Origin of the sequence: Paenibacillus sp. FSL H8-0048, from assembly GCF_038002825.1 — a bacterium.
Taxonomy (GTDB): Bacteria; Bacillota; Bacilli; order Paenibacillales; family Paenibacillaceae; genus Paenibacillus_AQ.
In genome coordinates, this window is the sequence record NZ_JBBODF010000001.1 from 6,426,911 (window position 1) to 6,440,389 (window position 13,479).

The 13,479-nt window shown below is 54.1% G+C and carries 11 protein-coding genes; 10 read left to right on the forward strand and 1 reads right to left on the reverse strand.

What is annotated here, in order from left to right; genetic code table 11:
• Positions 1–30: 30 nt before the first annotated feature.
• The 9 genes from NSU18_RS27875 to NSU18_RS27915 all read left to right on the forward strand — a co-directional run bounded on the left by NSU18_RS27875 (position 31) and on the right by NSU18_RS27915 (position 10,656).
• The gene (locus tag NSU18_RS27875; protein ID WP_445321877.1) at positions 31–528 is read left to right on the forward strand and encodes an RNA polymerase sigma factor; all 498 of its coding nucleotides are present in this window, start codon (positions 31–33) and stop codon (positions 526–528) included.
• Positions 488–2,149 (forward strand): DUF4179 domain-containing protein, encoded by a 1,662-nt coding sequence (locus NSU18_RS27880; RefSeq protein WP_341150574.1) that lies wholly within the window; start codon positions 488–490, stop codon positions 2,147–2,149. The genes NSU18_RS27875 and NSU18_RS27880 overlap by 41 nt, the downstream gene beginning before the upstream one ends.
• 108 nt (positions 2,150–2,257) lie before the next feature.
• Positions 2,258–2,866, forward strand: coding sequence for a DNA-3-methyladenine glycosylase I (locus NSU18_RS27885; protein WP_341150575.1), 609 nt, complete (start codon positions 2,258–2,260; stop codon positions 2,864–2,866).
• 136 nt (positions 2,867–3,002) lie between these two features.
• On the forward strand, positions 3,003–4,058 hold the full coding sequence (prmA, locus tag NSU18_RS27890) for a 50S ribosomal protein L11 methyltransferase (RefSeq protein ID WP_341017456.1): 1,056 nt from the start codon (positions 3,003–3,005) through the stop codon (positions 4,056–4,058).
• Positions 4,059–4,060: 2 nt separating this feature from the next.
• The gene (locus tag NSU18_RS27895) at positions 4,061–4,744 is read left to right on the forward strand and encodes a site-2 protease family protein (RefSeq protein ID WP_341150576.1); all 684 of its coding nucleotides are present in this window, start codon (positions 4,061–4,063) and stop codon (positions 4,742–4,744) included.
• Between the two features lie 163 nt (positions 4,745–4,907).
• Positions 4,908–5,672, forward strand: a complete 765-nt coding sequence (locus NSU18_RS27900) for an RsmE family RNA methyltransferase (protein ID WP_341150577.1) — start codon at positions 4,908–4,910, stop codon at positions 5,670–5,672.
• A gap of 3 nt (positions 5,673–5,675) precedes the next feature.
• Positions 5,676–7,010, forward strand: a complete 1,335-nt coding sequence (gene mtaB / locus NSU18_RS27905) for a tRNA (N(6)-L-threonylcarbamoyladenosine(37)-C(2))-methylthiotransferase MtaB (RefSeq protein WP_341150578.1) — start codon at positions 5,676–5,678, stop codon at positions 7,008–7,010.
• Between the two features lie 326 nt (positions 7,011–7,336).
• On the forward strand, positions 7,337–9,544 hold the full coding sequence (locus tag NSU18_RS27910) for an Ig-like domain-containing protein (protein ID WP_341150579.1): 2,208 nt from the start codon (positions 7,337–7,339) through the stop codon (positions 9,542–9,544).
• A gap of 236 nt (positions 9,545–9,780) precedes the next feature.
• Positions 9,781–10,656 (forward strand): Rpn family recombination-promoting nuclease/putative transposase, encoded by an 876-nt coding sequence (locus NSU18_RS27915; protein WP_341151110.1) that lies wholly within the window; start codon positions 9,781–9,783, stop codon positions 10,654–10,656.
• Positions 10,657–10,808: 152 nt separating this feature from the next.
• Here NSU18_RS27915 and NSU18_RS27920 read toward each other — a convergent pair whose 3' ends face one another.
• Positions 10,809–11,798 carry a Na/Pi cotransporter family protein gene (locus NSU18_RS27920; protein WP_341150580.1) on the reverse strand — a complete coding sequence of 330 codons (990 nt, stop codon included), beginning with the start codon at positions 11,796–11,798 and terminating at the stop codon, positions 10,809–10,811.
• Between the two features lie 100 nt (positions 11,799–11,898).
• Between NSU18_RS27920 and NSU18_RS27925 the strand changes: the two genes are divergently transcribed.
• On the forward strand, positions 11,899–13,302 hold the full coding sequence (locus NSU18_RS27925; RefSeq protein ID WP_341150581.1) for a class I SAM-dependent rRNA methyltransferase: 1,404 nt from the start codon (positions 11,899–11,901) through the stop codon (positions 13,300–13,302).
• Positions 13,303–13,479: the final 177 nt, after the last annotated feature.

A 13,479-nucleotide genomic window follows, 5' to 3' on the forward strand; every position in this document is an offset into this window, starting at 1 on the left:
AGCAAGGAGGTCTACCGCACCTGCTACTATATGGTGCATGATGCTGCCGATGCTGAGGATCTGTGTCAGGAGGTATTCATCACTCTCTTCCGCAGCGAGTGGCAAGGCATTGAATATCTGAAGGCCTGGATTATGAAAATCACCGTCAACACCTGCCTGAACCATCTGAAGCGCAGGAACAGCCTGCAGCAGAAGCTGACGGCCCATCTCCATATGTTCAGGGAGAATCCGCAGCCGCTGGTAGACAAGCTGGTGGAGCAGAAGGAAACGAAGCTGGAATGGGCGGGCTACATGTCCCGGCTCCCGGCGAAAGTCAGGGCGGTGCTGACTCTGCGGTATATGCATGATTTCAGTCTGGAGGAAATCCGCAAGATGCTGGATATCCCGCTGGGGACCGTGAAGTCCAGACAGCACAAGGGGCTGCGGATGATGAAGAGGATTCTTGAAGAAGCGGGCGTTCAGCCCATAACGAAGGAGGACGATGAATATGGACAGAACCGAAGCACAGTTAAAGCGTCGCTTAAATGAGGATCAGGAGCTGAATTACCCTGATTTCGAGCAAATGTGGGGCCGGATGGAGCAAGCCGGATATACTTCCTCCAAGGGCGGCAGCCGTGCGGGAGCGAATAGCCAAGTCCGCCATCGTAACTGGCGTAAGATCACTGTCGCAGCCTCCTTCAGCGTAGTGTTGATGGCTGTTCCTGTATATGCCGCTGTGCAATATGACTGGGGGAATCTGCTCAATCATAGAAGTGGTGTACAGGCTGCGCTGTCCAAGAACCTGGGTCAGCCGCTGGGTCAGACGATCACGAAGGATGGAGTAACCCTGACGCTGCACACGGCACTCTCGGATGAGAACCGCACAGTGATTCTCTATACCCTGGATGTCGGGGGAGATAAGGGTAACGGATACTGGGACGTGAACGGAATGTCGCTGAAGGATGCCAAGGGAAACAACGATGAAATGGAATCCCACTATCAGCAGTGGGACGAGAAAACCAAGCGGTACAACGGCTATTTCGAGACAGACTGGAGCCTGGGCCAGGAGATGGTCAAGGTGAGCCTTACCGCAACAGGAATTCAGTCCTACTCCCAGCAGGAGGTGGAGCTGAAGCTGGATACGGACTCGCCGGAACGGCAGAGCTTCCCTGTGAACCGGGATGGACTGGAGTCCTTCAGTGTCCAACCCTTCAAGGAAGGGAATGAGCGTCTGATGCTGTCTACGGCCGCGATCTTCAATGATCCGGGTGCACGGGGCGTGGCTTCTCCGCAAATCATAGCCTACAGAGGCGGGCAACTGGTGAACAACTCTAAGCCGGGTACAATGGGCAAGCCCGGAGACAACGGGGAATACACCTCGCTCCAGTACTATAAGCCCGGCGATGTCCCTAAGACGGAGACCACGTATAAGCTCAGCTACACCAAGCTGGAACGGAATATCGCCGGTCCATGGGCATTTGATTTTGAACTTAGCAAGAAGCAGATGTCAGGCGCTACTCTCAAGACTGCGCTGGATCTGCCGCTGGAGGCGGGGGACAAGGGCAACATTATCGAGCAGATGGTAGTCACGCCTACTCAAGTCCGTGTGCAGGTGCGGAGCAAGGAGAAGTATGCAGACTTGCCTTATGTGAACTATACACTTGAGGTTGACGGGCGGCAGCTGGAGGGTGGAATGTGGTATTCGCCTTCCCAGGATAAAAATTTGACGACTCTCCGCTTCGAGCGGCCGGCAGGTCTTGAGATCACTACAGCAACCCCCATGGCGCTTGTCGCGAAATACAAAGTAACTACGCATGAGGATGACAAGGAGCCTTTGCTGCTGAAGAACATCTCGGCCGAGAAGCAGACCATGATCCGGCAAACCGGCGGGTACCCGGTACAGTGGACCTACTATAAGCAGGGCAACGATCTTTATGTGGAGACGAAGAGCGACGACCCTAACTTTGGCGGCGTTAATCAGACGCACATCGGCAAGGGCAAGGATGCGCTCATCGGCAGCATTGTAACCACGAATTTCCGTGGAGACGGAAATAACCGGAATATTGATGTATACAAGGATTTCAAAGGCACAGAAGCTTCAATATATATGTTCTATTACACTACAAATGAACCGGACAAAGAGACGCGGGTACAGCTGCAAGGACAGTAGTAACATTATTTTAACGGGAAGAACCTTGTGTTCTTCTCTTTTTTTCGTATACAGTTAAAAGATACGGCTATACAAATGATGAAGGAACATAAGGCAGAGGAGAGAGACATGGTGGAATTAAAGCGCTGCGATTGGGTGAACACGGACCCGCTATACATAGCTTATCATGATGAAGAATGGGGCAAACCGCTGACTGACGGCGTGAAGCTGTTCGAACTGCTGATGCTGGAGGGGATGCAGGCCGGACTGAGCTGGTATACGGTGCTTAAGAAGCGGGAGGGCTTCCGCGAGGCCTTTGACGGCTTTGATCCGGAGAAGATCGTGCTGTATGGGGAGGACAAAGTCGAAGAGCTGATGCAAAATGCGGAGATTGTCCGCAACCGTCTAAAGATTAAGGGAGTGATTACCAATGCACAGGTGTACCAGCAGATTTGCCGCGAGGAAGAGGGAGGCTTCTCAGGTTATCTGTGGAGCTTCATCGGCGGAAAGCCGGTTGTAAACCAGTGGAAGAACAGGGCGGAGGTCCCCGCCACCACCCCTGAGTCCGATCAGATGAGCAAGGCACTGAAGCGTAAAGGGATGAAGTTCGTCGGCTCAACGATCTGCTATGCGTTTATGCAGGCCTCCGGGATGGTAGATGACCATGCGCTGGATTGTTTTTGCCGCAGCACCCGTCTGCCGTTGAGAGTTGAACGCAGTTTGGCGCTGAACGGGTAAGAAATGCTATACTAGCTAAGATACGCTTCGAGGGAGATTATGCTCGCAAAACTTAAGTCTATGCTTCCGAAGTAAGTTTGTTCGAAGCAGAATCGAGAGAAGTAACGCTTACAAACTTTTAGGAGGATTTATTACCATGCTATGGCACGAATTGACGGTACATACAACGGAGGAAGCACAGGAGATGATCTCCAATCTGCTGGTTGAGGCGGGAGCGGGCGGAGTCTCTATTGAGGAATCCGGGACGCTGAATAAAACCCGGGATACACGTTACGGTGAATTATACGATGAACCGCTCAATGACATCCCCGAAGGGGAAGCGGTCATTAAAGGATATTATGCGGAATCGGTGGACATGGACGCGGTTGTGGCCGAGGTGGCGCCAAGGGTGGAAGAGCTGAGAGAGTTCGGCATCGACCCCGGACTGGCACGGATCTCCTGGAAGACGGTGGATGAGGATGATTGGGCTCATGCCTGGAAGCAGTACTTCAAGCCGCTGCGCGTCTCCGAGCGGTTGACCATTAAGCCGACATGGGAAGAATATACCCCGGCTACTGCCGATGAGAAAATCATTGAAATTGACCCCGGTATGGCCTTCGGAACCGGGACGCATCCGACAACGGCGCTGTGCCTTCGCGCCCTTGAGAAGCATATTGTCAGCGGCGACGAAGTCATCGATGTAGGTACGGGGTCCGGCATCCTTGCTGTTGGAGCGATGCTGCTCGGTGCAGCCTCCGTCCTGGCGCTGGATCTGGACCCGGTCGCTGTGGTGAGCGCCCGCGACAATGTGGCGCTGAACCGGCTGGAGTCAGCGATCACCGTGAAGGAGAGCGATCTGCTCTCGCTGCTGGGCGGTGAGGGGGCGGCGGATACCGCAGCCGGAGAGATGTGGCCTTCAGCCCGGCCAAGCAATGCGGCTGAGGAGGCTGTGCCTGCGGTTGCCCCGGCGGCAGACGGGCTGGGAGTGACTCTGCCGGTCCGGGTTGTCGTGGCGAATATTCTGGCCGAGATCATTGTGCTGTTCACGGATGATGTCTACCGCGCGCTTCAGCCGGAGGGGATCTATATTACCTCGGGGATTTATAAGGATAAGGAAGAGCTGGTCGCGGAAGCGCTTATGTCCTCCGGTTTCGAGATTTTAGAAGTAACCCGCGAAGAAGATTGGGTGGCGTTCACAGCCGGAAAGAGGTAGACATGGGTTCACTGGATCAAATTTTAGTATATCCTTTGCAGCAGCTTCCGTTTTTTCTGATTACGATTGTTATTGCGTTTACGGTGCATGAATTCGCCCACGCTTATTTTGCCAATAAGTTCGGGGACCCTACAGCGCGCCTTCTGGGCCGTATGACCTTGAATCCGGCAGTGCACTTTGATCTCTTCGGTATCATTCTGCTGCTGATTGCAGGCTTCGGCTGGGCGCGTCCGGTTCCCGTGAACCGGGATAACTTCCGCCGTCCCCGCCTGATGGGTGTCATCGTCTCGGCCGCCGGGCCAATCAGCAATCTGCTGCTCGGTATTCTGGGCGCGCTGATCTATGCGATTCTTGTGGGCACGGGCACGATGGATTCGATCAAGAACGAGCAGGTGCTCCGGGCGGTGATCTGGTTCTTCGGGATGTTCATTCACTTCAACTTCTTCCTCTTTGTGTTCAACCTGATTCCGCTGCCGCCGCTGGACGGTTACCGGATTGTAGAGGATATCGCACCGCGTCCGATCCGGGGAAAACTTCAGCAGTATGAGCAATATACCGTTTTCCTTTTCCTGCTGATCATCTTCATTCCGGGTCTGCGCGCCTATACGATTGAACCGCTTAGCTACTGGGCGACCCGGACGGGCAATGATTTCTTCCAGCTGTTCCTGCGCATGTTCGGGGTCTGATCAGAGCAGTACGGACAGGGGCTGTTCAGTGCAAGGCAAACGTTGTAGAATATAATGTGATTATTAAGTAGATGAATGATACGTGTGAAGCGGCGGCCGGGACCTGATTTGACGGGGACTACGCCGCTTTTACGCTGAATAACGGACAGGATGAGGATGAGAGATGCAGCGTTATTTCGTAACTCCGGCACAGTTCGGAGCAGACAAGGTTAGCATTGACGGTGAAGACGCCCGCCATATCGCCAAGGTCATGCGCGGCAAGGCCGGGGATAAGCTGATCGTCAGCGATGGTGTGTCCCGCGAGGCGCTGGCTGAGATTGCTGAAATTAAGATCGGCCTGGTCACCGTGAGCATACTGGAGCCTCTGGCTATGACTCATGAGCCGCGCATCCAGGTTACTGTTGCCCAGAGCCTCCCTAAAGGGGACAAGCTGGAGACAGTCATTCAGAAATGCACGGAGATCGGGGCGGTAGCCTTCACGCCGTTCCTCTCAGAGCGGACCATCGTGCAGTACGATGAGCGCAAGGAGAGTAAGCGGGTAGAGCGCTGGCGCAAAATCTGCAAGGAGGCTGCCGAACAGGCGCACCGGAATATTGTTCCGCAGGTGCATTCACCGCTTAGCTGGAAGCAGCTGCTTCAGAGCTTCAGCGGCTATGACGCCGTCTATTTCTGCTATGAGAAGGAAGAGGGTCTCCAGCTTCGCAGCGCAGCCGCACCATGGCTCGCATCGCTTCCGCAGGAGGCTGCGGCCAAAGTGATGATCGTTGTAGGGCCGGAGGGCGGCTTCAGTACGGAGGAATGCCGGCTGGCTGAGGAGGCTGGAGCAGTCTGTGTCGGGCTGGGGCCGCGTATTCTGCGCTGTGAAACCGCAGGTATGGTTGCCGCCGCCTGCATTTTATATGAATCCGGAGAAATGGGAGGAGCTTAAACCATGCCATCTGTAGCTTTTTATACACTGGGCTGCAAAGTCAATTTCTATGATACCGAGGCCATCTGGCAGCTCTTTAAGAATGATGGATATGAGCAGGTAGATTTCGAGGGTTCCGCAGATGTCTACCTGATTAACACCTGTACGGTGACCAATACAGGCGACAAAAAAAGCCGGCAGATGATCCGCCGGGCGGTCCGCCGCAATCCTGATGCCATCGTAGCGGTTACCGGCTGCTATGCGCAGACCTCACCGGGAGAGATTCTCGATATTCCAGGAGTCGATCTGGTCATCGGCAACCAGGACCGTGAACAGATCATGACCCATGTGAAGAATATTCAGGAGTCGCGCCAGCCGGTGAATGCGGTCCGCAACATTATGAAGACGCGTGAGTTCGAGGAAATGGATGTGCCCGGGTTCGCTGACCGGACGCGGGCGTTCATGAAGATTCAGGACGGCTGCAACAACTTCTGTACCTTCTGCATCATTCCGTGGTCGCGCGGTCTCTCGCGCAGCCGTGATCCGAAATCGATTGTCGCCCAGGCGCATCAGCTGGTGGAGGCCGGATACAAGGAATTCGTGCTGACCGGCATCCATACCGGCGGGTACGGGGATGATCTGGACAACTACCGTCTCTCCGACCTGCTCTGGGAGCTGGATAAGGTGGACGGGCTGGAACGTGTCCGCATCAGCTCCATTGAAGCGAGCCAGATTGACGAGAAGCTGCTGGAGGTGCTGAACCGCAGCACCAAGATGTGCCGCCATCTGCATATTCCGCTCCAGGCGGGCCATAACGAGGTGCTGAAGGCGATGCGCCGGAAGTATACCACGGAAGAGTATTTTGCCAAAATGCAGCTGATCCGTCAGGCCATGCCTGATGTAGGGATCACAACCGATGTGATCGTCGGCTTCCCGGGTGAGACGGATGAGATGTTCCGGGCAGGCTACGACTTCATGAAGGCGGTCAACTATTCGGAGATGCATGTCTTCCCGTATTCCAAACGGACCGGAACCCCGGCTGCGCGGATGCTGAATCAGGTGGATGAGGAGATTAAGAATGCGCGTGTGCAGGAGCTGATCGATCTCTCCGAAGAGATGCAGCTGGCCTATGCCCGGCGGTTCGTCGGCAAGACGCTGTCCGTCATTCCAGAACGGGCCGCCAAGGGCTCGGCGGGACGCAGCGTACAGCACGGCTTCAGCGACAACTATCTTCAGGTGCTGTTCAGCGGCGACGATTCGCTGCAGGGCGAGCTGTGCCAGGTGAAGGTAACCGAAGCCGGCGTGAATGAATGCCGCGGCGAGCTTGTTAGTGTTAGCCGGGCAGTGCCAACCCCCTGACCGGACAGACTGCTACAGGATGTCTTCTGTGCCTTCGACGGCAGAAAGACATCCTTTTTTTCGTTATACCGAAATTATCTATTTAAATTGGACTTGAAAAAACAGATTGGGAAAAGTGGCGGAGGGGAATTTTGGAACTACAATTTATATAGTTACAAAGACCTGAATTTGCCCGGGATTCGTGAAATACGGAAAATGGGGTAAAGACTTGGTCCGGATTTGTCGATATAGTGGAAGAGAGTGGGAAAAAAGTCCACCGATAATCAGACCGTCTAAGGAGAGAACAGATGACCGTGTACAGGAAAATGACAAAAACGCTCCTCATTATGATATTGCTCGTTGTAGCCGCTTTTCCGGTAAACGTCTTTGCCGCTGCTGGAGACACTATCTCTATTGAATTCGACAGTGCAGCCAAGGTTGAGCTTACCATGGGCCAGTCACCGAAGCAGCTTAAGGTATATGCCAATGTAGAGGGCTCCGCGTCCAAACGGGATGTAACGGCAGCCGCGACCTGGACTTCTTCCAAGACCGACGTAGTTACAGTAATTAATGGGCAGCTTAGACCGGTAAGTGCCGGAACGGCGATGATCACAGCAACCTACAATAATGCGATAGCCTCTGTAGAGGTATCGGTCACCCATTCCTTCAAGGAACTGAAATTGACCCGCAGCACAGAGGGCAGCTATAAATTAGGCGATAAAGATGAATTGTTGTCTGTTACGGCAACCGCCATCGGCGGAACTTCGGCCACTGCGGAGAAGGATGTCACGAAGGATGCGGAATGGAGCAGCTCGAATACGGGTGTGCTGACCATTGCTGCGGGCAAAATTACGCTTGTCGGTGAAGGTAAGGCTACCATTACCGCTAAGTACAAAGGATTAACGGAGATTTTAAAAGTGGAGGTAGTACTTCCTTATGCCGCTATTGTACTGCAAGACATCAAGAACAACATTGTCAAGGAAATGGAAATGCTGGTCGGGGACAACCCGGTCAAGCTGAACGCCAAGACTAAAGCCACTTCGGCAAGTGCAGAAATCACCCTGGGCAATGAGGTGGAATGGAGCAGCTCCAGCGAGAGCGTAGCTACTGTTAAAGGCGGCGAGATTACCATCCTTGGTGTGGGTAGAACGGTCATCACCGCAAGCTATCTGGGTGTCACCCAGTCGGTGGATGTCTATGTGCGTGCGCCTTATGAAGCGCTTGTGCTGAAGCCTTCCGGCGACCAGTCGCTTTTCCTGGGAGAGAGTCTGAATGTAACCGCAGAAATGCGTAATGCCGTCAATTCGACCTCCAACGAATCAGCGTCCGCAGTCTGGACCTCGGATAACCTGATGAATGCAACAGTAACAGCCAATACGGCAGATGCAGGCAATGCTTATGCCACTGTTACGGGTAAAGCAGTAGGAACTTCAATTATTAAGGCCAGCTATCTGGGAATCAGCAAAAGCTTCAAGATCACTGTCTATCCGACCTTGACTGAGCTGGGCCTGGAGAAGACAGAGCAGGAAATATACACGGCGGATGCAGTAAGCCTGCCGAAGGTGAACGGAACCAAGTATGACGGAACCAAGCTCGACATCAGTGATGAGATGGAGTGGACCTCTGCGAATGAAGAGATTGTGTCCATCAAGGACGGGAAGTTTGTCGGCGGCAAGGCAGGCACGGCTATCCTGACAGGTAAGCTCAAGAACGGCGAAGTGACTTCCGCTTCCGCTACAGCTATCCGGTCCAAGACAGTTCAGTTTAATGTTACGGTTCAGAACAAAGTGCTGGTCCTGATCGGGCCTGATGAAGCACTGGGCGTAGTCATTGGCGAAGAACTGCCGCTGCCTGCTGTCCAGGCTGTACTGGAGAATGGCGACGAGCTGGACGTATCAGGAAGCATTAAGTGGGAGCTGAGCGGCAGCAATGCTGTTCTTAAGCAGACAAGCACTGCGAAGACTATCAAGGGACTGGTCAAAGGTACAGCAACCCTGAAGGGGACTTATTCCAATAAGACTATCAGTGTTCCGGTGACGATTGCACAGAAGGTCGTGAAGCTGGTGGTGGACCCGGCAACGCTGGAAATGAATATTAAGGCCTCCAAGTCCATTAAGGCGACCGGATACTTTTCAAATGGTAAATCTGCCAACTTCTCCAGTGCAATGAACTGGGAATCCTCAAACCCTGCTGTGGCTACCATTAACGGGACTTCGGTCAAAGCGCTGGCTGAGGGAACTACAACCCTGACCGGCTCCTACCAGGGCATTCAGGCGACGGTTAAGATTACGGTTGTTCCCAAGCTGATGAAGCTTACGGTCAGTGAGAACCGGCTGAATCTTGCACCGGGTGCAGGCAAAAACGTAGTGGTAACCGCGCTGTATGATACCGGCCGCACTGCGGTTGTCACAGGAAGCATGGTCTGGACCAGCTCCAAACCTGCTGTCGCCCAGGTGAATGCTAACGGGATGATTACAGCAGTGAGCAAGGGAAGCGCATCAATTAAAGGAAAACTGGGAACTAAGACCGTCTCGGTATATGTTAGCGTGAAATAGAGTGTAATGCTGCCGGCGGTTTGAGCGGGCACAAGAAGACCTGTACATGCGTCCATGTGGACGGTGTGCGGTTTTTTTGTTTATGGTGAGGAATCGGAAGGCTCAAGATAAAGAACTTAGAGAGATCACATTTAGACGCGAATGTATGTTCCTTTTATTATATACAAACCCAAATAAATGGAATATAATCACACAGAACAAGCTCAAACCCATAACAGGAGGGGACACATATTTCCATACCGCATGATGAAGCGTTTAAAAAGCTGCTGGAGACATTTTTTCAGGAATTCATTGAGCTGTTTTTTCCTGAGTTGGACGCCATGCTCGACTATAGTGAGACCCGGTTTCTGATGCAGGAACTGCTGGTGGATATTGTCGGCGAGGAAGCTAGGGAGCTTGATTTGCTGCTGGAGACCCGTTACATAGGGCTGGACGGTTATATTCTAATTCACCTGGAGCCGCAATCGTATAGGGATACCGCGTTTCATGAGAGAATGTTTATTTATTTCAGCCGTCTTTTCGAGCGTTACCGCAAAGATCATAAGCTGATTATACCGATTGCGATCTTTACCTCAGATGAAGTACGGGAACAGGTAGATACACTGGAGATGTCTATTCCCGAGCACTCCATTCTGCGCTTCCAGTTCCTTAAGGTGGAACTGCGTAAGCAGAACTGGCGGCGCTTCATCGACTCAGACAATGCAGTGGCTGCTGCGTTATTAGCGAAGATGGGGTATACTACAAGAGAAGCGAGAGAAGTACGGCGGGAATTCCTGCGTATGTTCATCAAGCTGAGGACCCGGTTGGACCAGGGACGGCTGGCGCTGATTATGTCAGTGGCGGATTTGTATTTTAAGCCGGACCGGGCACAGGATGAGGAGATTCTAAGAGAATTAATTGATCATTACCCGGAGGAGGGAGAAGCTATCATGGAATTGATGCCTGCCTGGAAGCGTTGGGGATACGAAGAGGGAAAAGCTGAAGGTATTGAGGAAGGAAAAGCTGAAGGCCAAGCGGAGCTTATCCGTAAATTGCTACTCAATGGATTTTCTCCCGAAGAGGTCTCTAAGGCTGCTGAATTACCGATGGATAAGATTAAGAAGCTGATGTAAATATCGACCTGGGGCGATGGCGCCCTAGGTCTTTTTTCTATAGGCTTGCGTGAATTTCGCCTTTGTTGATTATGCTTCCCTTGCAAATTGGATTAGTACTGTCCGGCGGATTTGAAGTATAATGAGGACTGCGATTATGATTCTTGGAAGACTCAGGACTGCAGCCGCTGCTCCAGCCTGGACCAGACGCGCAGATAGCATAAGGGGAGTACCCCAAGCGAACAGACGATGTTGAAAATAGTCTGGGCATGGGCGAGCTGGGCGGCAGGTCCGCCGCTGATCGAGGCGGACAGAGCTTGCAGCGGCCCTATGAAGGGCAGAAAGAGTAAGGCGCCGCCGACATTCAGTGCCACATGCGACCAAGCGACGAATACGCCGGAAGGCGTACTGCCGATGGCGGCAATGACGGCGGTGACGCAGGTGCCGATATTCGCGCCGAGGACGATGGCGATGCCAAGCGCAGGCGGCATCACGCCGCTGGCGGCGAGGCCCATCGCCATGCCAATAACTGCGGCGCTGCTGTGCACCATCGCCGTCAGCACAGCCCCGGCGGCCAGCCCCCAGAGTGCGCTGGTTGCGGCATGCCCGAGGAACCAGCGGAACAGGGCGCTGCCTTCCAGAGCGGGGCCGATGGACTGCATGACCGCGATGCCCCATAGAACGAGCGCGAAGCCGGTGACCGCGAGGCAGATGAACTGCAGCGGTCCCGAGATCCGGCGGCAGAGCTCAAACAGCCGCCGGGACTGCGGGGCCAGCTCGCCGGCCATCACGGCGGCGGCCCACAGGCAGAGCGCCGCGATCAGCAGCGGCGCGGCCAGCGTGCTGATCTGCAGGCTGATCAGCTCCGTGGTCAGGCAGGTGCCGATGTTGCTGCCGAGAATAATGCCAAGCGTGCGGGCATAAGTCAGCAGCCCGGCATTGACCATGCCGATGGTAAGCACCGTTACTGCGGTGCTGCTCTGTAGCAGCGCTGACAGCAGGGCGCTGACGATCAGGCCTTTGGCCGGTGTGGAGGTAGCCTTGTGCAGGCTGCGCTTCAGCAGCGGACCGGCCAGCCGCGACAGTGAGGCTTCCATCACCTTCATGCCGGCGAGGAATATGACAAGACCGTAGAGGACAGGGAATAACAGTTCACGGATCATAAGGACAGGCTCCTTTTTGAACGGGGGTTGTACCAATATATGAATGCCAGGCATAGGACATGTATATTAATCTGGCAACAAGAATAGGGAGTTGAAGGTATTGGCATCAGTAATTCTGGAACGCAACCGTAAAAAAAGACTGGAGCAGGGCCATCCATGGGTCTTCGCCAGTGAAGTAGCATCTGTTGACGGAGATCCGCAGCCAGGCGGACTGGTGGATGTTCTGACCCATCAGGGGCGGTACTTGGCAACCGGTTATTATAATCCGGCTTCACAGATCCGGGTAAGAATTCTGTCGCAGCATAAGCTGGCGGCAATGGACACGGCGTTTTTTGTAGAGCGGTTCGCGGACTGTCTGCGGCACAGGGAACGCTTCCTTCCGGGGGCGGACGCTTATCGTCTGGTCTATGGGGAGGCGGATTTTCTGCCGGGGCTGATCATTGACCGTTTCGGTGAAGTCCTTGTGGTTCAGCTGCTGACCCTGGCTATGGATCAGCATCGCTCCGAGATTGTGGAGGCGCTGGTGCAGGTGATGGCGCCGCGCGGCATCTACGAGCGCAGCGATGTCAGTGTGCGGGAGCTGGAGGGACTGGAACAGACCACGGGTGTACTCTACGGTGAATGCCCGCGACATATTACCGTAAGCGAGAACGGGCTGAAGGTGATCGTCGATATTGAAGAGGGGCAGAAGACCGGCTACTTCTTCGATCAGCGGGAGAATAGAGCATCGATTGCTCCGCTGATGAAGGGCTGGGGCGGGCGCAGCGGAATTACACTGCAGAACTTAGCAGCAGAGGACGGTACACTCCAGATGCTGCCGGTCAACAAAAGCGGCAAGCCTGTCACCTTCCCATATTGGGATGGTGCAACTGTGCTGGAATGCTTTGCACATACGGGAAGCTTCACACTGCATGCCTGCAAGTACGGCGCTAAGAAGGTAACTTGTCTGGATGTGTCTGCGCATGCCATCGAGAGTGCGAAGGCCAATGTGGAGATCAACGGGTTCAATGACCGGGTGGAATTCGTGGTAGATGATGCATTTGCCTACCTGCGCAATCAGGTCAAGGGCCAGGAGGAACGCACTGAGCGTGCTACGGGCGGCGCGACGGCAGAAGGGAAAACCGGAAGCAAACCGGGTGCCAAGGCGGATACTGCGAAGCCGATGACTGCCGGGGGCGGACGTACGTGGGATGTCGTGATTCTGGACCCGCCTGCTTTTGCCAAGACCAAAAGCGCAGTGGCAGGGGCCGTACGCGGCTACAAGGACATCAATCTGCAGGGCATGAAGCTGGTGAATGACGGCGGATATCTGGTCACGGCCAGCTGTTCGTACCACATGCAGCCGCAGCTGTTCCTTGATACGATCATGGAAGCAGCCAAGGATGCCGGCAAGGTGCTGAGACTGATCGAATGGCGGGCCGCAGGCAAGGATCATCCGCAGATTCTCGGCGTGGACGAGGGCCATTATCTGAAGTTCGCCATTTTTGAGGTGCGCAGCAAATAGAATAGAAGTGTCAGAACCGGCGGGGCAGCCGGTTTTGCGGGAAGAGTCTCTTTTAAGGAGGCTCTTTTTTGATGTATTTGTACCGTGTCCACTTGGTGCATTTGCAAACAATGGCAAACGTACGTTCTGGAGCGTGCGATGGAGGTGTGCTATACTATGGAGACGAGAAGTTTCATA